The sequence below is a fragment of the Lewinella sp. genome (genome assembly GCF_050633125.1).
Classification (GTDB): domain Bacteria; phylum Bacteroidota; class Bacteroidia; order Chitinophagales; family Saprospiraceae; genus Lewinella.
Genome location: NZ_JBOEFX010000039.1, coordinates 84124 through 103405, shown reverse-complemented (window position 1 = coordinate 103405; position 19282 = coordinate 84124). Strand labels below are relative to the sequence as shown.

Sequence of the window (19282 nt, the reverse complement as noted above, 5' to 3'; positions counted from 1 at the left end):
TCAATTTCTTTTTTGCGCAATATTGACGGCATGGTAGAAAAGACTTTTATAGAAAGTGACCTTGTTTTTGCCTTCCCGGAACACTGGGGGGTAAGGGAGTATGATAACCATCGTTTTTACAAAAATATTAGTGGCCTCGGCTTAAAAGGTGTTGACTTTTTATTGGTAGATCCTTCGGGGGCTGGCCATCTTTATCTGATGGAGGTTAAAAATTATCGCACCCGAGTTCGGGAAGGCATTGTTTATGAGGCTCCGCTTAAATCGCCCGAAGAATTGGCTGCAACTATCGCCATGAAGTATGAACACACATTAAGAGCTATTCGGGCCGTCCATTTATACTACCAGCGCAAATGGTGGTACCGCCTACTGAATCGTGTCATCCGCAAAAGTCAATACACCCAGTACGATTCCGTATTTTGGACGCAAGCCTACGAACTGGCCCGCCAACCATCACAGCATACCTTCTTGCTTTGGTTAGAGACAGAAACAGAAGATCAAGCGTATGAACAACAGTTACAAAACAGTATGGGCCTACAGATAGCGTTCAAAATTGGGAGGCAGATACATCCATATCCTCCGGGAATTATAGTGCAAGGCTGATTTTTTTGGCCGTAGCAGCGCTTCGCTAGCTACCACTTGTTCCGTTCTCAGTGCTCCCTCCGGTCGCACTACTATTCCGATGAAAGATCGGAACTCGTCCTTGCCCACTCCGTGCCCCGAGTTACAGCCTCCGGCTTACGCACAAGCGATGCAAACAGAATTAGTATTCATTTAACCTGAGATAGTCTAGGTATCCATTTCTCTTTGCTAATTTTGGGCCAAATAATGGATGCTATGTCTACTAGATTTTCTTTGTTTTTGCTAGGCCTGTTATTCTTGTTGTTGAGTACCTGCAATAAATCATTACAAGACCTCAGTGCTAAAAAACCGGCCAACAATATTATTCTATTAATTGGTGATGGCATGGGCCTCACCCAAGTTTCTACGGCCTATTATTACGGGGAGCAAACACCTAGCTTCTCGACCTTTAAGTACATCGGTTTGCATCAAAATGAACCCACCGATAAGAAAATCACTGATTCAGCATCTGGAGCAACAGCGTTTTCAACGGGTTATAAGTCTTATAACGCAGCGATTGGGGTAGATCAGGACACTATTGCGAGGGAAACAATATTGGAATGGGCCGCAAAAAACAGCAAAAGCACGGGACTTGTCGCCACCAGCTCTATTACACATGCGACACCAGCGTCATTTTTTGCACACGTCGCTAACCGAAATTTCCACGAAGAAATTGCTGCTGATTTTATCAAAGCACCCGTAGATTTTGCTGCCGGAGGGGGGTATAGGTACTTCAATCAAAGAGCAGATGAGCAAAACCTATTAACAAGACTAGAAGACCAGGGAGTCAAGGTGGATACAAATGCGCTTAGAGAAGACTTGGTTTTTGGTACACGTTATGCCTTTTTGCTAGGACCAGATAGCCTGCATAGCATAAGAGGAGGGCGCGGCGATTTCCTGCCTAGTGCTACGCGTACGGCCCTTAATTACTTAAATCAGGATAAAGATGGCTTCTTTCTAATGGTCGAAGGCTCGCAAATCGATTGGGCAGGGCATAATAATGATGCAGAGTACCTTATAGACGAAGTCCTGGATTTTGACAAAGCAGTGGCTGTCGCACTGGATTTTGCTAAAAAAGAGGGCAATACACTCGTGATTGTAACAGCAGATCATGAAACTGGGGGATTGTCACTTTCTTCCCAAAAGGTATTTGGCGTTAGTGATTATGGAATCATTAACCCTACCTTTTCAACAGGTGGTCATTCGGCATCTTTGATTCCCGTTTTTGCTTATGGTCCTGGTGCCGAACAGTTTATGGGGATTTATCAGAACAATGACATTTTTACTAAAATGATGAATTGTTTTTCAAAGTAGACTTCTTCTAAAATAAGCTCCCCTGGCTGCTATCCGGCAAAAGCCGAAAAGACATCCGATGGTACGGACTGGGGCCGTGCTCGGCAATGGCCGCACGGTGTATCTTGGCGGGGTAACCCTTATTGCTGTCCCAGCGATAGTGAGGAAAGTCTTCATGGATACGCAGCATATAGTCGTCGCGATAGGTTTTCGCGAGAATACTGGCCGCAGCGATGGATAAATACTTTCCGTCTCCTTTAATAATGGTGTGGTGAGGTATCTCCCGGTAGGGGTGGAAACGATTTCCGTCGATAAGCAATTGCTCCGGGCGTATCTTCAACTGGTCCAAGGCTCGGTGCATGGCCAAAAAAGAAGCACGCAAGATGTTGATTTCATCAATCTCAGCAGGGTCTACCTGGGCTACGGCCCAAGCAAGTGCTTCTTTTTCCACAATTTCGCGGGCAGCATAGCGCTTCTTTTTACTTAATTGTTTAGAATCGTTCAACAGCGGATGCGTAAAGTCTTTGGGTAAGATAACAGCCGCAGCAAAAACAGGGCCGGCAAGACAGCCACGTCCGGCTTCATCACAACCCGCCTCGATAAGGTGTTCACTCAAAAAAGGTGCCAGCATACTGGGTTATTCTACTTGTACGCGGTACAGATATTGCCACCGCTCTTCAAAGGTAATACCCTTGTGTAAATAGTAAAGGGTACCGTCGTGAATTTGCTGTTGCTTTAGATAAATCTCAGGTATAACAGCTGCTTCTCTCAGTATGCCAGTCCTCGGGTTCACCTCGTATACATAAGTATAATTGCGATCATTAGTTAAAGTGTAGAGCTTTTGGGAAACAGCATCTTGTAATATTTTAGCAGTAAAAGCTCGCTTTTGATGAAAAACAAAAGGTACTTCTCTGCGGAAAGAGGTGTCTCCTGCCCGAAAAAAAGTAATGCGATGATTGGCAAAATCAAACAGCAGTAAATCATCTTCTATAGTGAATAGTTGAGCATTTACAGGCTGGTAAATGATTTGTTGGGCAAATATGCTTTCGTCATTTAGTAGGTTAGCTACACGCTGCTCTTCGTTACCAATTCCTTGTAAAGTACTTGCTTTATTAGCCAGGAATCGATCCTCGTCAGCAAGGCGGCGAAGAAGGTCTTCACTATAGATTTCGGCCAATTGAAAGGCTTCTCCCTCTCTAGGGGAGGCAAAGATTGTGAAAATCTGTTTCTGCTGACGATAATAACCGGTATAGGTGTATTCTTCGTCGGTGAGTAGGCATGGCCGTAAAAAACGATTGTACTCATATATCCTACTTTGGGTGCCGATAAATAACTCTTGACTGTTGTGAGATAATTCAGTAATTGAATTTTCGTAAATGACATAAGTATTGCCCATACAGCTGCTGAATAAGCATTCCGGCCTGGTTTTTTCGAGTGCTTTTTCATCTATTATTTCTCCAGAGAGCTGGGTCAGCTGTACTCGGTAATGAGGAGATCGGTCGGAGTGGATAAGTAACACCATCTTTTGATCCTGTATCATGAAGTCCATAATAGTGCGATGGTCTGGAGAGATTTTCTCTGGCTCCCGGTAGGCTTTGACTACAATGTCTGGCAAAATGGAAACTCCTTTGATGAGTTTGATTTCGAGCTGGGTTTCTTTCTTAACTAAGGGTAGCAATGCTTGTTGATAACCAAGGTGAGAAATGACCAGAGTGTCTGGAAAGGAGGCTAAAGAAAGAGAGAAATAACCATTTTCGTTGCTAATGGTGCCTTGGTTGTTATTGATTGCATAAATGGTGGCACCCGACAATGGTTCTCGGGTAGTAGCATTACTAATAACCCCTTCTTGTCCCCAACTAGTGTAGGATAGAAGCAGTAGTGGCAGAATAATAAAGCGTAACTGGGCCATGTTCTGAAGGGTTTAGCTCTTAAACTTATCAAAAGTAGTTGGATAAGCAATGCATAATCATTGAAGGGCGATAATCACAGGGTGGGCTACTTATTTGATTGGCTAAAGGATAAAATAATACTTCTGATCTGAATACTATTGGAAGGCTTGTTGAAAATTAATATATTTGCCATGGCAACTAAATTAATTTAGCCTCAGCCCTAACCAACCAAAATCATCAACTATGTCTAGCGCTACCACTGCTCCAGAAAAAATTTACCAGGAAGCTGCCGATTTTATGCCTTTACTGGGTACCGACTATGTGGAGTTGTATGTAAGTAATGCTAAGCAAGCAGCGCATTTTTACCAGACAGCAATGGGTTTTCAGCCTTTGGCTTACGCCGGTCTGCAAACCGGTTTGCAGGATCGGGAATCCTACGTTTTGCAACAAGAAAAAATTCGCCTTGTACTTACATCACCACTGAAAAGTGGTACTGCTATAGGTAAACACATTGACCTGCACGGCGATGGTGTCAAGGTTGTTGCACTTTGGGTAGATGATGCGACTGCCGCCTACAAGGAGGCCACTAACCGTGGTGCAATATCCTATATGGAGCCGGTTACGGAAGAGGACCAGCACGGAAAAGTGGTACGGTCAGGTATTCACACTTATGGCGAGACGGTTCACATTTTTGTAGAGCGCAAAGATTACCAGGGTGTATTCCTTCCAGGTTACCAGCCTTGGAACTCTACCTACCAACCCACTCCTATTGGTCTTCAGTATATCGACCATATGGTAGGTAATGTAGAGCTTGGAGGGATGAATAAATGGGTCGATTTTTATGCAGATGTTATGGGGTTCACCCAGATCGTTTCTTTTGATGATAAAGATATATCGACCGAGTATACTGCATTGATGAGTAAAGTGATGAGTAACGGTAATGGCCGCATCAAGTTTCCTATTAACGAGCCAGCGGCCGGTCTGCGGAAATCACAGATCGAGGAATACCTGGATTTTTATGAAGGAGCTGGCGTTCAACACTTGGCAGTGGCGACAGATGACATCATTGGAACGGTCAAAGAATTACAAAGCCGTGGGATAGAGTTTCTGCAGGTACCAGGTACTTATTATGATACCCTCCTGGACCGCGTAGGAGAGATAGAAGAGGACCTTGCTCCACTACGCGAGCTTGGCATCCTGGTGGATCGCGATGATGAAGGTTATTTACTACAAATCTTCACCAAGCCTATTCAGCCACGTCCTACTATGTTTTTCGAAATCATTCAACGCAAAGGCGCACGCTCTTTCGGCAAAGGGAATTTCAAAGCCCTCTTCGAAGCTATCGAGCGCGAGCAAGAGTTGAGAGGAACCTTATAGGTTAACTTTCCTCTTGTTCGGCAAGCATCCGGTCAAGCATCCCCTCTTTCATAGAAAAGCGGGAAACGGTTAATTTTTCCACTTTAGCTATTTTTAAAACAAGCTTTACGAGAATCATTGCAACGACAATCATATCTGCTCGGTCATCGGGGATATCCGCCATGGCGTGGCGCTCTTCCTGATTGGCAGCGATGATTTGCTGATAGAGGTTTTCAAAACCATCAAGGGCTACTTCGTCGCAATGAGGGGTCGGCTTGATGGTTCCCAAAATATTGGCAATCACATCAAAAGTACCTGCGGCACCTACGAGGTGGTGCGTAGGGAAGCGACTAAGCGCGAGTTCCAGCTCGACCAGTTTGCTCTTTAGAAATAGCTGGGTCTGCTCTATTTCGATGCTGCTGATGGGCTCCGTCTGGTGAAGCTTTTTGTATAAAACAGCTACCCCCACAGGGAAACTCTCAAACCATTTAACTCCCGTTTGGTCAACAATAATGAATTCTACACTACCACCTCCAATATCCATAACCATCCAGGGTGCCTCTTGAGGGCCAATCGCCTGGCGGACACCTTCGTAAATGAGTTGTGCTTCTTCCTTGCCGGGAATAATGGCGATTTCCAGGCCCGTTTTTGCTTTGACTTCAGCAACGAACTGTGGGCCATTCTCTGCGGTGCGTAGGGCAGCAGTACCCGACACTCGAGTGGCCGCTACCTGGTATTCGTTTATCTTTTGAGCATAAGTCTCCAATGCACTTAAGGCACGCTGATATGCATTTTCGCCAATGCGTTGAATGCCGTCTTCGGCTAACTTAATAAACCTTCTTTCACGATAAACCGTTGTGAATCCTCCTTCTGGCTTAGGCTGAGCGATAAGTAGGTGGAAGGTATTGGTTCCACAGTCGATGACAGCAAACTTGGGCATAACAAGCAATTAGTTGAATAACAAACATACGCAATTTGATCTCTGTGTTGTTTTTTTAAAAAAATAGAAGTAAGAATTGAGGTACTAAAGCTCTTAGCGGTTGTAGTAAATCGTTTTAATCCTGAACTATTTCTTGGTAGTCTTTTGTGGAAGTCTTTACTTTCGTAAAAAAGAAGGTTTTGGAGGTAAATGCTCAACATCCGGTCTGTATTCAGGTGATCCAATTACTGGAGCAGCTTATTTGTACTCACTCCTTTTCTAAGGAAGAAAAAGAAACGGCCGACCTTATTGCTGCTTTTTTTGAAAATAATGGACTAGCAGTAAATCGAAGCAAAAATAACGTTTGGGTAAAGCACCCTCATTGGCAAACAGGTTTGCCTGTTATTCTACTAAATTCCCATCACGATACGGTCAAACCAGCTGCTAGTTGGCAGCGTGATCCTTTTGTGGCCAATTGGGAAGGAGATCAACTTTTTGGCTTGGGAAGCAACGATGCCGGCGGACCGCTAGTGAGCCTGATTGCTGCATTTCTATTGCTTAAAGATCAGAAGGACTTACCTTTTAATCTTATCATGGCCGCTACTGCGGAAGAAGAGATCAGTGGCGCCGGAGGTATCGCTCATATTTTGCCAGAGCTAGGGCCACTAGCCGGAGGAATTGTTGGTGAGCCCACACTAGGTCATGTTGCGATAGCAGAGCGAGGTCTAATCGTTATTGATGGTGAAGCACAAGGCGTCTCTGGGCATGCTGCCCGCGAGGAAGGCACCAATGCTTTGTACGTCGCACTGGATGATATCGCTCAGCTACGAGAATACACTTTTCCGAAAATATCCTCTATGCTAGGAGGTGTCAAGGTTTCAGTTACCCAAATTGCAGCAGGCAGTCAGCATAATGTGGTACCTGACCGTTGCCAATTTGTGATGGACGTAAGAGTAAACGAATATTATACTAACGAGGAGGTCGTGGCTGCACTACAAGCCGTGTGCCAGTCAAAGTTGACGCCGCGTTCATTGCGTTTGCAATCATCAGGGATAGCTGCCGATCATCCGTTGGCGAAAGCTGTTGCTGCCCTTGGCTTATCTACTTATGGGTCACCCACCCTCAGTGATCAAGCGCTGATGCCCTTTCCTACGATTAAACTGGGCCCTGGAGACAGTGCTCGTTCTCATACGGCAGATGAATTCATCCGTCGAACAGAAATCATTGCCGGTATCAAGACTTACCTTAGCGTTCTTGGACAACTTAAATTTGACGAATAATGGATTATAAGAGTGTAAAGGATTCTGAAGTCTTCATTTCAGTGCTGATGCAACCGTCCCATTCCAATTTTGGAGGTAAAATCCACGGGGGGTATATTCTCTCCTTAATGGACCAGATTGCGTTTGCTTGTGCCTCCAAGTATTCAGGTGCTTATTGTGTGACTGCTTCTGTCGATACAGTTGACTTCCGTAACCCGATTGAAATAGGCGAATTGGTGACTATGAAAGCGTCTATCAATTACGTAGGTCGCTCTTCTATGGTGGTTGGTATCCGAGTAGAATCCGAGAATATTCAGAATGGCTTTGTCAAACATTGCAATTCTTCTTACTTCACTATGGTTGCCAAGGATGAAGAGGGCAAGACAACCAGCGTGCCTGGCTTGATTTTGAATAGCGATATTGATCGCCGCCGATTTGTTAAAAGTATCCGCCGGATGGAAATGAAGAAAGCACATAGCGAAGAATATAAGGCCCTTGATGGCAGTACAGCTGAATCACTGGAAATACTTTCTGAATATAACGTCCAAGTAAACCTCTCCAATAATAATGAGTAATACCCCTAAAAATAAACTCTGGCAGAAAGCGTATGGCTTAGATGCCAAGATTGAAGCTTTTACCGTAGGCCGTGATCGGGAGCTTGATCTTCAATTAGCTCCTTTTGATATTGCCGGTTCCTTGGCTCACGGGAAAATGCTTAGTGAAGTAGGCTTGTTACCTCCGAAAGAGTATGAATTGCTGGCTAATAAGCTACGTCAGCTTTACCAAAAAGCGATCGCCGGCGAATTTTCTATTGAAGAAGGGGTGGAGGATGTCCACTCTCAGGTGGAAATGCTACTCACTTCGGCTTTAGGTGATATTGGTAAAAAAATTCATAGTGGTCGTTCTCGCAACGATCAGGTTTTAGTTGATTTGCGATTGTTTTTTCGCGCAGAGTTAGCGAAAATTGTTCGTCAGATAGAAACTTTGAGCACCTTGTTACTGGAAAAAGCAGAAGCCAATAAAGAGGTATTGCTTCCTGGGTATACACATTTACAAGTGGCGATGGTTTCCAGCTTCGGCTTGTGGTTCAGCGCGTATGCTGAAAGCTTAACAGATGATTTGGAGCTGTGGCGTGCTACACACCATATTATCAACCAGAATCCGCTGGGTTCAGCAGCTGGATATGGCTCTTCTTTTCCTTTGAACCGTCAGCGAACGACGGAGTTGCTAGGGTTTCGAGAATTGGCTTATAATGTAGTCCATGCTCAAATGGGGAGAGGTAAAACGGAATTGAATTTTAGTTTTGCCTTGGCGGGAACAGCTCAGACCCTTGGAAAAATGGCGATGGATGTTTGTTTGTATAACTCCCAGAATTTTGGCTTTCTGAAATTACCAGATGATCTGACCACCGGGTCTAGCATCATGCCTCACAAGAAAAATCCAGATGTTTTTGAGCTTCTCCGCGGGCGTTGTAATCAATTACTTACCCTGCCTGCGCAAATGGCTCAACTCAACGGCAATTTACCTTCAGGTTATCATCGTGATTTTCAGTTACTCAAGGAGGTGCTCTTTCCTGCAATTTCACAAATGAAGCAAGTATTGGATTTAACGACCTATGCGATCACTCATCTGGAGGTTAAAGATAACCTTCTGGAAGACGAAAAGTACCGTTTGCTTTACAGTGTCGAAGCTGTTAATGCAGCAGTACTCGAAGGGTTACCGTTTCGCGATGCCTACCAAAAAATAGGAGCAGAAATAGCTGCGGGTACTTTTGATCCTCCACGAGAATTAGGACACACCCACGAGGGTAGCCTTGGGAATCTTTGTCTTCCTCAGATAAAGAACAAAATAGATAGTGTAATGGAGCAATTCAACTTTCTCTCCTGGGAGGAAGCTATGGCTCAGCTTACCAACTAGTTGTTCTCTTCGTGTAATAGCTTTACTAAGTAGCCCCAGAAAACATTGTTTCCTGGGGCTACTAAATTTATGACTCTTTGTCTTGATGCGAATAATTACCAGCGAAAGCCGAGGGTAAACACAAAGTTTTCTCGAACCGTGTCATTATTTACGAATTGCTGTGCTGCATCTGCAGTAAGATAGGGTGTGTAAGTCGTTTTTTGGCCAGCACGACGATAAGCAAAGTCCAGATAATACGTTTTCTGGCGTAAACCTAACCCAAAGCTTCCAGTTGGATAAAAGGTATTGTCACCAACGATGGGAGCTTGCTGAAGACCCACTCCTCCTCTTAGTCGAAAGTTGCCAATCGCGTATTCTGCGCCAGTCCGAATTTTTACAGCACTGGAGAGGTTTGCTTCGGTTTCTTTATTGATTTCAGCTTCATCTGTAGAGAAACCATCAAAAAGGAAGCGGTTTTTGCTGTAGTTGACATATTCGACTTCGCCGGTAAGGAAACCACTTTTGCCAAAAACGGTACCAATACCCCCCAAAAGTCGCCATGGGGTGCGAAGGCTATAGTTGAATTGTCCTTCCGGAGATTGAGCAAAGCCATTGCTTTCTGGTTCCTCGGGTAGCGTATAACTATAGTCCATGCTTGTTTCGAAAGTTTCGTCTACTTGGTAAAAAGTAGGGGTATGGATAGCCATACTTAACCGTAAAGCTTGATGCGCACGATAGATGAAACCCAGCTTGAGGTTGATACCTGCTCCAGAGGTCGTCAAATCTTGTGTGTAACGGAGGTCGTTGAATACAAAAACTTCATCAGTAGGGTCAGTTTCTGTATATTCTTTTTGTTCCTGATAGTTTAGAAAGGGAACGCCAACAGCTAGGCCCCAGAGGAATTTATTCTGCACATTGCCAGCAAAGCCAAAAGACAATTCCGTTAAAGAACCACTGCGAATGACGGTCTCTGAACGTTCTACGACAGCGTCCTCTTGGCCGTCAAAATCACTAAAGTAGAAGCCATTGTCATCAATTAGAGCTTCTGCATCGTAAGCTACTCCAGCTTCAAAATCATCAAGCCCTCGATCATTGGCTAATTCCGCGAATCGTTGTACCAAACTTCCTTTGGAAGTACCTTGGTAATAGAATTGTTGGTTGAAATCAGCCAAACGATTTATGCCGATAGCAAAGTTGAAGGTCTCCATGCCGTTAGCACCACGTGAGCTGGTAACAATACCAACATTAGGGACATTGAATTGTACCGCTGCATCATCAAAGTCCAGTTGGTTATCACCGTTTAATAAACGGGTGTTGGCAGAGTTTATGTATAGCCCAGGGCTGATCATAAACTCAGATTTTCTAATCCATCCTAAACCGGCAGGGTTGGTACTAATGACGGAAAAGTCGGCACCCAAAGGGCCTAGTGCTCCTCCTGCGCCAGTGAAACGAGCACTTCCTACAGGGTCAAAATCAGAATACCGCAAGGCGTCTCCGAAGTTTTGAGCGGTAAGTAAGCTGCCAAATAAAAATGCCAGGGAAAAAACAAGAGGTTTGAATACGTTCATTGTAAAGTAAATTTTCAGGTTAGTAGAGGGCGTTTGTACTTCTGATGAAAAATAAAATGGGTGGAAATGCTGCCACCTCCACCCGTTTTATCTTATAGAAACCATATGTATTTTTGTCGTTTATCCGCCACGACGTGAGCTTGAGCTCGAACTGCCACCTCCGCGGCTAGAGGAACTCCTGGAAGAACTTGAGCTCCGGCTACTGGAGCTACTGCTCCGACTGCTACTTGAGCTCCGGCTAGAAGAGGTACTTGGTCTGCTGGAACTGCTGCTCCGACTAGGACTAGCACTGCTCGAAGGCCGGCTTGATGAACGACTGGTACTGGAGCCACCACCACGGCTAGAGCTAGAAGGACGACTAGAGCTACTACTTCTTGTAGAAGTGCTTGGCCTACTATTACCTCCACTACGTGAGCTACTTGGCCGCGTAGAAGGTCGAGTACTGGTCGACGGTCTTGTAGAAGGCCGAGTACTTGGTCTTGTCGATGGCCTTGTACTTGTCGATGGCCGCGTGCTTGGGTAAGTACGAGTCGATGGTCTAGTTGATGGCTGCGTCCGACTAGTAGAAGGTCTTGTTGATGTACTTGTTGATGGTCGCGTACTACGAGGAGGCGCGATTTCCCGTGGTTCACTGCTTGGGGCAGTCCGTGGATTGTAACTGCTACTTGGAGCAGTACGAGTTGTCGTAGCTGGCTGACGAGTAGAAGTACTAGGACTGCTTGGGCGAGTTGACGGCTGTGGTTGAGTATAGTCACGCGTACGACCAGCAGCACTATCCGAAGGCCGATTTGTTACCGTAGGAGTGTTGTTGTTACGGGTACGTTCCCGTTCCGCTAGCGATACCGTAGCTTTAGGACGATTGTTGGTCACATCTACAGGCCCACCGGTCTGTAAAGGAATCGTGCGGTTGTTAGTTCTTGGAGCTACGGTAGAACCGAGTCTACGAGGACCATAAGCGACAGTTGTGGTATTGTTGTCGTTGTAAACATTGGTGGTGTTGTATACGTAATTGTTTCCCCAGCCTGGAGGGCAGTAAAAGTTAGAATAACCTCCTCCCCAGCGATTATAGCCATAGCCATTGCCCCATCTGTTCCAGCTGTTACCCCAGCGATTGTAGCCAAATCCAATACCAATACTTGGACCGAAGGAGTAAGCATAGGGGTTGTAGCCGAAGTTCCAGTTGTTGTAACGGTTCCAGCTATTCCAACGATTATAACGGTTGTAGCGATTCCAGCGGTTGTAACCCCAAGGTGAATCGTAAATCAATACCGTAGTCCCGCCAAAAGCATAGGGGTCGTAGTAGAAAGCATCTATATAGCAAGGGTCGAAGTAATCGAAGCCATAATAAGGGCGGTGAAAACGGCGAATACGTGATGAGTAGTTGTAGTCGTAATCATCATAATACTCGTAATCGTCATCATCGTAACCATAATCTTCGTCATAATACTCATCATTGTAATTCGTATTTGAGGAAGAGTTGTTGTAGTAGGTGCTACTATTATTGTTATTATAGTAGTCAGAATCGGTTGCCGGATCGTAGTAGACATCGTCGTACTGAGCCGAAAGCGCGGACGCTACCAGCAACAGGGCGGGTAGTAACATCCAGGCCGTCAGGTTTCTATTTTTCATATTCATTTTATTTGGCGTAATTACTGCTACACTCATTTTGTACTTATCAAACACTAAATTATTACTTTTGTGCCTGATTTTTAGTTAAGACCTTATTAAAAGCCCTTTTTGAGGGTGTTAAATAGTATTAACAAGGCGATTTAACTACTGTTAAGACGGTTTGGGAACAATTTAGTCACCTGAAAATGTTCTTTCTAACGACTTGACATTCAGAGGTCTTTAATATAATAACAGCTTATACCACTTAGAAGTTGGCTTGGCCAACACTTAGTAAAAGGACAATACGATTATGGCTAAAGCAATTGCGAATCGCGACGAGGATTATTCTCAATGGTACATTGACATTGTAAAAAAAGCAAACCTTGCTGACAATTCCGCTGTGCGGGGATGCATGGTGATTAAGCCTTATGGCTACGCACTTTGGGAAAATATGCGTGATCAGTTGGACAAAATGTTCAAGGAAACCGGGCACGTCAATGCTTATTTCCCGCTCTTTGTACCTAAGAGCTTATTTGAAGCTGAGGAAAAGAATGCCGAAGGCTTTGCGAAGGAATGTGCGGTAGTAACTCATTATCGGCTCAAAAATAATCCGGATGAGCCAGGAAAGTTAATGGTAGACCCTGAGGCAAAGTTGGAAGAAGAACTGGTCGTTCGTCCTACAAGTGAGGCGATCATCTGGAATACTTACCGTGATTGGATCAATTCTTACCGTGATCTGCCTTTACTGATCAATCAATGGGCGAATGTCGTTCGTTGGGAAATGCGGACACGCCTGTTTTTAAGAACCGCCGAGTTTCTTTGGCAAGAGGGGCATACTGCTCATTCGACCAAAGAGGAAGCTATTGAAGAAGCAAAACGTATGCAGGATGTATACGCTCAGTTTGCAGAAGAATACATGGCTATGCCTGTTGTCCGCGGAACCAAGTCTGAGAGTGAACGTTTTGCCGGGGCGGATGATACTTACACCATCGAAGCACTGATGCAAGATGGCAAAGCTTTACAGGCAGGTACTTCTCACTTCTTAGGACAGAATTTTGCGAAAGCTTTTGAAGTGAAATTTTCAAATGAAAATAACCAGGAAGAGTATGTTTGGGCAACCTCTTGGGGCGTATCTACCCGTTTGATTGGTGGCCTGATTATGACACATTCTGATAATGAAGGCTTAGTACTGCCTCCTAAATTGGCTCCGGTACAAGTGGTTATTATCCCTATTCCAAAGCCAGGAGCAGAGATCGATGAGGTAGCTGAAAAACTGATGAGGGATTTGAAAGCAAAAGGTATTCGTGTGCAATACGATACCGATGCCAAGAAGCGTCCTGGGTTTAAATTTGCCGAACACGAACTACGTGGCGTACCTGTGCGAGTAGGTATTGGTAAGCGTGATCTGGAAAAAGGCGTTGTAGAAATTGCACGCCGGGATACTAAGGAGAAATCGGCTCAGCCTTTAGAGGGTGTAGTGGATCATATTGAACAGCTGTTGGGAGATATTCAGGACAACCTGTTTAATCGTGCGCTGAAGTTTCGCGAAGAAAAAACTACTGTTGTAGATACCTTCGAGGAGTTCAAAGCGGTCTTGAAAGAGGATATTCCTGGTTTTATTTCTGCTCATTGGGATGGTACCAACGAAACGGAACAGAAAATCAAGGAACTAACCAAGGCTACGATTCGTTGTATTCCCAATGATGCTCCCGAAGAAGAGGGGCAATGCGTGTTCAGCGGCAAACCCTCCAGCAGGAGAGTCTTATTTGCTAAGGCTTATTAACGAAAACAACGCGTAGGGAACAGTGCAAAATAAATGATCCCAGCGCGAAGAATCAGTCAACCAGCGTGAGCAGTAGATTACTGTTCACGCTTTTTTATTTTAATTATGTCTTCATTACTACTAGAAAATTACCAAGACCAGCAAAATCGCCTACCAGCTATAGGCCAGCATCTCTGTGCCCAATTCACATCAGGTGATATTATCGTTTACCAGGCTTATCATCCAGGGATTGCAGATTTTGCAGTACGAGAACAATCCTTTGGTGGCTCCCATTATTCGTTTTCCCGGATGACCTGGATTAAGCCTGGCTTTATGTGGATGATGTACCGGGCAGGTTGGGCAACGAAGCCTAATCAGGAACGTATTCTTGCTATTCGCTTGAAACTGGATGGTTTTTTAGCTATCCTTGGGGCAGCGGTACATTCAAGCTTTCAGGAAGCTATTTACCAAGATCGGGAGAATTGGCAGGCAGCATTGGCTAATTCGGATGTTAGGCTACAGTGGGACCCGGATCATGATCCTCATGGACAAAAACTTGATCGACGGGCAATTCAAATAGGGCTTCGGGGAGATTGGGTACAACGATTCAATAAGGAATGGATATTGGAAATTACGGATGTAACGAACTTTGCAAAACGACAATTTTCAGTGCTCTCCGAATCAGGTGTTGAAAAACTAGAAGTGCCAGTAGAAAATGTATTTCCCTTGGGGGAATATCCTTTAATTCAGCAGCGTCTTGGTGCAGATTAGGGCATCGTGCATGCTTTTTATCGCAAAAAACTTTGGATTTAAATCATTATGCTGCTGGCTGACGGTTAATTACACAGGGATCTCTGCTATTATTACTAAATTCACTCTCTGAAAAAGCGTAAAAAATGATAAAGACAAGTTTAGTGTTATTCTTCGCCTTATTGGGCCTGAATTTATTTGCCCAGGAAAGACCAACAGAAGATCCGGCCATTACTTATGCCAACACAATTACAGTAGAAGACCTTACTCGTCACCTTACCGTTTTGGCGGATGATGAAATGGAAGGACGCGAGACCGGACAACCGGGCCAATACAAAGCTGCTCGTTATCTAGAAGAAATTATCAAAGGTTATGGCTTGCCAGGAGTTGGGCCGGAGCAAACTTATTCACAACCCATCTCTTTTATCTCTGAGCGTTGGCAAGAAATTGATTTTGTTATCAATGGTAGTAGCAAACGCCATTTGTGGGATTACTATGCTTATCCTTCAAAAAATGCTGATCGGGCTAAAGTGATGACTGATGAAGTAGTCTTTCTTGGCTACGGTATTGAAAGTGAGGAGTATGATGATTATGGTAATCAAAAGCTAGAAGGTAAAACCATTCTGATTATGGATGGAGAGCCTAAAGATCGAGACGGCGTTTCTTATGTCTCGGGGACAGAGGAGGCTTCTGTCTGGTCGGAAGATATTTCACTAAAATTAAAAGCAGCCCGTCGGCACGGCGTGGAAACAGTGCTTATTCTTGATCCCAATTTTCAAAGAAACCTGAGCAGCGCCAGAAAAATTTCTCTGGATAGCAGGATGCACATGGGCTTTAGCGAAAAGCCAGCGGATAATTACAGTAATAGCATTTACATCTCGTCGGAAACGGCTAAGACCATTCTAGGATCTTCCTATGGTAAGGTTGTAAAAGCGAGGAAGCGTATTGAAAAGAAAGGCAAACCAAAGTCGGTAAGCATCTCTGTTGATTTGGCGCTTACGCAACAAAAGAAAGTTAAAGAATTATTGGGCGAGAATATGCTCGCTTATGTTGAAGGATCTGATCCTGTATTAAAAGATGAGCTATTGATAGTAACAGCCCATTATGACCATATTGGTCGCAGAGGGAACTCAATCTTTAACGGAGCAGATGACAATGGATCGGGTACCTCTACGGTACTTGAAATCGCTCAAGCGTTTACACTTGCGAAGGAAGCAGGCGTTGGCCCTAGACGGAGCGTCTTGTTTATGTTGGTTTCTGGGGAAGAAAAAGGCCTTTTAGGTTCTGAGTTTTATGTTAATCATCCACTATTTCCTTTGGAAAGTACGATTGCCAACATCAATGTAGATATGGTAGGCCGAGTTGATGAAAAGCATGCTGCTGATCCTAATTATATTTATGTAATCGGTTCTGATCGTCTGAGTACAAGTTTGCACGAAATCAATGAAGCTGCTAACGAAAAATATACGCAACTAGCGTTGGATTATACTTACAATGCAGAAGATGATCCGAATCGCTATTACTATCGCTCTGATCATTACAATTTTGCTGAGCGGGGTATTCCTGCCGTTTTCTACTTCAATGGCACACATGCCGATTATCACCAGGATACCGATACTGTTGATAAGATCAACTTTGAAAAAATGGCTAGAATCGGTAAGCTGGTATTTTATACCGCTTGGGAGTTGGCCAATCGTGATGAGCGGATTAAGGTGGATGTTGGTGTGAAACCTTAGTCGGGTGTAAAGGTTAGGAGGGTGTAAAGGTGTAATAGTCGACTCTTACACTTTTAAACACTTACACGTTTACACCCTCAGACCCAAGTTTGTTTGTCTGATAGAATTCTTGTAACTTGCTGGCTCTAATTATTTTTTTAGATGCGTCTAAATTAATAGCCCTACTTTATGCCAGATCAGTTATCTCAGGCGGAAGAGAATTATCTCAAAGCCATTTACAAGATTAGCCGCCAAAGCGGTACCCTCGTTAGCAATAACTCCATCTCAGTGGAGATGAATACCTCTGCGGCCTCGGTAACGGATATGATCAACCGGCTATCGCAAAAGGAGTTGATCCATTATCAAAAAAGGAAAGGTGTACGATTGACGGACTTAGGTGAACTTACGGCTATTCACTTGGTGCGTAAACATCGTTTATGGGAAACTTTCCTCGTTGAAAAACTCAATTTCACTTGGGATGAGGTACATGAATTGGCGGAACAACTCGAGCATATTCAGTCAAGGGAATTGATCAACCGCTTAGATGAGTTTTTGGATTTCCCAAAGTATGACCCCCATGGCGATCCCATCCCCGATGAAAACGGAAGAATAACAGAGCGTCAACAAGTATTGCTCAGTCAATTGCCGGTAGGAGAGAAAGCGGTTGTTGTAGGAGTTAAGGATCACAGTACACCCTTTTTGCAGTATCTGGAACGGACAGGACTGTTATTAGGTGCCGAGCTAATGATAGGTGAGCGGTTTGCTTATGACAATTCTCTTCAGTTGGAGGTTGCAGATCAGCAAAAGCTACTGGTTTCTCAGAAAGTGGGACAAAATTTATATGTACAAAAGAAATAGAAGGATGCTTCGAAGAATAATTCTCGTCAAATTTCTTATTGTTTTGTGCGCTGGTTTTATTCTGAGCGCCCAAACGGAAGATCGACCACTTGTGGTTGCCTCTGCGTCTATGTTTGCGGATATGGCGGAAGTAATTGGTGGGAATCTGATCGACATCAAGATGATTGTCCCGGTGGGTGGTGATCCACACATTTATGAACCTACGCCTTCGGATGTGCAGTTAGTAGCCCGGGCTGACCTGGTGTTGCGCAATGGACTTACTTTTGAGGGTTGGATTGATGAATTGGTAGTTAACTCCGGATTTAGAGGCCAAATCACGACAATAACCAAAGGGATTGATATCATAGAGAGCGATGTGCATGAAAATTCTGCGGATCCTCATGCTTGGATGTCTACGCGTAATGGCTTGATTTATATTCAAAATATCCGAGATGCACTGGTTACCCTAGCACCAGAATATGAAGCTGAATTTAATTTTAATTATCAGATTTACCGCCAGCAACTGGAAGACTTGGATCTGGAAATTGAGAAAATAATTACGGATATTCCCCGTCATAAGCGCATTTTGATTACCTCGCATGATGCCTTCCGGTATTTTGGACGGAGGTATGGCGTACAAGTAGAGGCTGTTTTGGGGACCTCTACAGATGCGGATGTGCAAACCTCTGATATTCGCCGACTCACCAGGGTTTTGCAAGAAACAGAGGTGCCTGCTTTGTTTATTGAAAGTACAATCAACCCCAAGTTACTCAAGGTGCTGGCCAAGGATAATAATGTCATCATTGGCGGTAGTCTTTATGCAGATTCTTTAGGTGAAAAAGATGGCCCGGCAGGAACGTATGTAGATATGTTGCGCCATAATGCACATACCATAGCAGAAGGATTGAGTTTGGATAAGCAAACGCTTAATCATGAAGAAGAGGAAGAGAATACAACGCAGAATTACCTGCTCTTTGGATTCATTTTGTTAATCATGGCAGGTAGTTTTTTCTTTATGGTGTTTAAGCTAAACGCAGGAGCATGAGTACATCAACAGTAATGACGATTGAAGACCTCTCTGTTTCTTACGAGCGTAAGCGGGTACTCAGTAATATATATTTACGAATAGAAGGAGGGCATGTGTATGGCATCTTAGGCCCTAACGGAGCCGGGAAATCAACGTTATTTAAAGCTATTCTCGGCTTGATTGAGGTGTCAGCAGGAGATATAAAGGTCAATAAGTTGCCGATTGAGGCACAGCGGAAAGAAGTGGTCTACGTTCCTCAAAAAACAGATGTAGATTGGAATTTTCCTGCGACGGTATTAGACGTTGTGCTCATGGGCCGTTATCCTCATAAAAAGGTTTTTAGCCGGCTCTCTTCAGCAGATCGAGCCAAGGCCAATGCCGCCATGGAGGAATTGGATATAACTGCTTTAGCAAAACGTCAGATTGGAGAATTATCTGGTGGGCAGCAGCAGCGTGTTTTTTTGGCGCGTGCCCTTTGCCAGGAAGCAGATATTTTTCTACTTGACGAGCCTTTTGTAGGTGTGGATGTTACAACGGAGGAGAAGATTGTACAAGTATTGAAACGATTGGCTAGTGAAGGGAAGACACTATTGGTTGTTCATCACGACTTGTCTACTGTTACAACTTATTTTGATCAAGTAATCCTACTCAATCAGCGAATGATTGCTTACGGACCTACGGAGCATACTTTTACAGAAGAGAATATTGCCAAAACCTACAGCGGACAACTCCCTATTCTACACCAGATGGGTGTGATTGACGGGAAGTAGGTTTAGGTTGATGGT

The 19282-nt window shown here is 44.3% G+C and carries 16 protein-coding genes and 1 pseudogene; 12 read left to right on the top strand and 5 right to left on the bottom strand.

The window, feature by feature from the left end; genetic code table 11:
• Positions 1-600, top strand: a pseudogene (locus tag ACRBG0_RS09950) (hypothetical protein); the annotation flags it as partial.
• A 234-nt stretch (positions 601-834) separates the two neighbouring features.
• Positions 835-1932 carry an alkaline phosphatase gene (locus ACRBG0_RS09945; protein ID WP_431486746.1) on the top strand — a complete coding sequence of 366 codons (1098 nt, stop codon included), beginning with the start codon at positions 835-837 and terminating at the stop codon, positions 1930-1932.
• Positions 1933-1939: 7 nt separating this feature from the next.
• Here ACRBG0_RS09945 and ACRBG0_RS09940 read toward each other — a convergent pair whose 3' ends face one another.
• Positions 1940-2542 (bottom strand): ribonuclease HII, encoded by a 603-nt coding sequence (locus ACRBG0_RS09940; RefSeq protein WP_431486745.1) that lies wholly within the window; start codon positions 2540-2542, stop codon positions 1940-1942.
• Between the two features lie 6 nt (positions 2543-2548).
• On the bottom strand, positions 2549-3820 hold the full coding sequence (locus ACRBG0_RS09935; protein ID WP_431486744.1) for a carboxypeptidase-like regulatory domain-containing protein: 1272 nt from the start codon (positions 3818-3820) through the stop codon (positions 2549-2551).
• A 223-nt stretch (positions 3821-4043) separates the two neighbouring features.
• Here ACRBG0_RS09935 and hppD point away from each other — a divergent pair, with 223 nt between their 5' ends.
• A complete protein-coding gene (gene hppD / locus ACRBG0_RS09930) occupies positions 4044-5177 on the top strand; it encodes a 4-hydroxyphenylpyruvate dioxygenase (protein WP_431486743.1) in 1134 nt (377 codons plus the stop codon).
• 1 nt (position 5178) lies between these two features.
• On the opposite strand, the gene ACRBG0_RS09925 is transcribed toward hppD, so the two are convergent.
• Entirely contained in the window at positions 5179-6096 is a 918-nt protein-coding gene (locus ACRBG0_RS09925) for a hypothetical protein (protein ID WP_431486742.1), read from the bottom strand.
• Positions 6097-6275: 179 nt separating this feature from the next.
• On the opposite strand from ACRBG0_RS09925, the gene ACRBG0_RS09920 reads away from it, so the two are divergent.
• Genes ACRBG0_RS09920 through argH form a run of 3 tightly spaced genes read left to right on the top strand, consistent with a single transcriptional unit; the run spans position 6276 to position 9251 of the window.
• Positions 6276-7355, top strand: a complete 1080-nt coding sequence (locus ACRBG0_RS09920) for a M20 family metallo-hydrolase (protein WP_431486741.1) — start codon at positions 6276-6278, stop codon at positions 7353-7355.
• Positions 7355-7909: an acyl-CoA thioesterase gene (locus tag ACRBG0_RS09915; protein WP_431486740.1), complete on the top strand. Its 555-nt coding sequence runs from the start codon at positions 7355-7357 to the stop codon at positions 7907-7909. Before ACRBG0_RS09920 ends, ACRBG0_RS09915 begins: the two co-directional genes overlap by 1 nt.
• Positions 7902-9251, top strand: coding sequence for an argininosuccinate lyase (gene argH, locus ACRBG0_RS09910; protein ID WP_431486739.1), 1350 nt, complete (start codon positions 7902-7904; stop codon positions 9249-9251). The genes ACRBG0_RS09915 and argH overlap by 8 nt, the downstream gene beginning before the upstream one ends.
• Before the next feature lie 95 nt (positions 9252-9346).
• Here argH and ACRBG0_RS09905 read toward each other — a convergent pair whose 3' ends face one another.
• Together ACRBG0_RS09905 and ACRBG0_RS09900 are read right to left on the bottom strand one after the other, a co-directional pair.
• Positions 9347-10798 carry a hypothetical protein gene (locus ACRBG0_RS09905; protein WP_431486738.1) on the bottom strand — a complete coding sequence of 484 codons (1452 nt, stop codon included), beginning with the start codon at positions 10796-10798 and terminating at the stop codon, positions 9347-9349.
• A 120-nt stretch (positions 10799-10918) separates the two neighbouring features.
• On the bottom strand, positions 10919-12427 hold the full coding sequence (locus tag ACRBG0_RS09900) for a hypothetical protein (RefSeq protein WP_431486737.1): 1509 nt from the start codon (positions 12425-12427) through the stop codon (positions 10919-10921).
• A gap of 289 nt (positions 12428-12716) precedes the next feature.
• On the opposite strand from ACRBG0_RS09900, the gene proS reads away from it, so the two are divergent.
• The 6 genes from proS to ACRBG0_RS09870 all read left to right on the top strand — a co-directional run bounded on the left by proS (position 12717) and on the right by ACRBG0_RS09870 (position 19267).
• Positions 12717-14189 (top strand): proline--tRNA ligase, encoded by a 1473-nt coding sequence (gene proS, locus ACRBG0_RS09895; RefSeq protein WP_431486736.1) that lies wholly within the window; start codon positions 12717-12719, stop codon positions 14187-14189.
• A 105-nt stretch (positions 14190-14294) separates the two neighbouring features.
• Entirely contained in the window at positions 14295-14939 is a 645-nt protein-coding gene (locus ACRBG0_RS09890; RefSeq protein WP_431486735.1) for a DUF4291 domain-containing protein, read from the top strand.
• Between the two features lie 125 nt (positions 14940-15064).
• Entirely contained in the window at positions 15065-16654 is a 1590-nt protein-coding gene (locus tag ACRBG0_RS09885) for a M28 family peptidase (protein ID WP_431486734.1), read from the top strand.
• A gap of 168 nt (positions 16655-16822) precedes the next feature.
• Positions 16823-17491: a metal-dependent transcriptional regulator gene (locus ACRBG0_RS09880; protein ID WP_431486733.1), complete on the top strand. Its 669-nt coding sequence runs from the start codon at positions 16823-16825 to the stop codon at positions 17489-17491.
• Between the two features lie 4 nt (positions 17492-17495).
• Positions 17496-18515 carry a metal ABC transporter solute-binding protein, Zn/Mn family gene (locus ACRBG0_RS09875; RefSeq protein ID WP_431486732.1) on the top strand — a complete coding sequence of 340 codons (1020 nt, stop codon included), beginning with the start codon at positions 17496-17498 and terminating at the stop codon, positions 18513-18515.
• Positions 18512-19267: a metal ABC transporter ATP-binding protein gene (locus ACRBG0_RS09870; protein ID WP_431486731.1), complete on the top strand. Its 756-nt coding sequence runs from the start codon at positions 18512-18514 to the stop codon at positions 19265-19267. Before ACRBG0_RS09875 ends, ACRBG0_RS09870 begins: the two co-directional genes overlap by 4 nt.
• Positions 19268-19282: the final 15 nt, after the last annotated feature.

Coding starts and splice junctions, on each gene's coding strand:
- argH (WP_431486739.1), top strand. CDS start 7,902: ATGAGTAATACCCCTAAAAATAAACTCTGGCAGAAAGCGTATGGCTTA.
- ACRBG0_RS09935 (WP_431486744.1), bottom strand. CDS start 3,820: ATGGCCCAGTTACGCTTTATTATTCTGCCACTACTGCTTCTATCCTAC.
- ACRBG0_RS09940 (WP_431486745.1), bottom strand. CDS start 2,542: ATGCTGGCACCTTTTTTGAGTGAACACCTTATCGAGGCGGGTTGTGAT.
- ACRBG0_RS09890 (WP_431486735.1), top strand. CDS start 14,295: ATGTCTTCATTACTACTAGAAAATTACCAAGACCAGCAAAATCGCCTA.
- ACRBG0_RS09880 (WP_431486733.1), top strand. CDS start 16,823: ATGCCAGATCAGTTATCTCAGGCGGAAGAGAATTATCTCAAAGCCATT.
- ACRBG0_RS09925 (WP_431486742.1), bottom strand. CDS start 6,096: ATGCCCAAGTTTGCTGTCATCGACTGTGGAACCAATACCTTCCACCTA.
- hppD (WP_431486743.1), top strand. CDS start 4,044: ATGTCTAGCGCTACCACTGCTCCAGAAAAAATTTACCAGGAAGCTGCC.
- ACRBG0_RS09885 (WP_431486734.1), top strand. CDS start 15,065: ATGATAAAGACAAGTTTAGTGTTATTCTTCGCCTTATTGGGCCTGAAT.
- ACRBG0_RS09870 (WP_431486731.1), top strand. CDS start 18,512: ATGAGTACATCAACAGTAATGACGATTGAAGACCTCTCTGTTTCTTAC.
- ACRBG0_RS09875 (WP_431486732.1), top strand. CDS start 17,496: ATGCTTCGAAGAATAATTCTCGTCAAATTTCTTATTGTTTTGTGCGCT.
- ACRBG0_RS09905 (WP_431486738.1), bottom strand. CDS start 10,798: ATGAACGTATTCAAACCTCTTGTTTTTTCCCTGGCATTTTTATTTGGC.
- ACRBG0_RS09915 (WP_431486740.1), top strand. CDS start 7,355: ATGGATTATAAGAGTGTAAAGGATTCTGAAGTCTTCATTTCAGTGCTG.
- ACRBG0_RS09945 (WP_431486746.1), top strand. CDS start 835: ATGTCTACTAGATTTTCTTTGTTTTTGCTAGGCCTGTTATTCTTGTTG.
- proS (WP_431486736.1), top strand. CDS start 12,717: ATGGCTAAAGCAATTGCGAATCGCGACGAGGATTATTCTCAATGGTAC.
- ACRBG0_RS09900 (WP_431486737.1), bottom strand. CDS start 12,427: ATGAAAAATAGAAACCTGACGGCCTGGATGTTACTACCCGCCCTGTTG.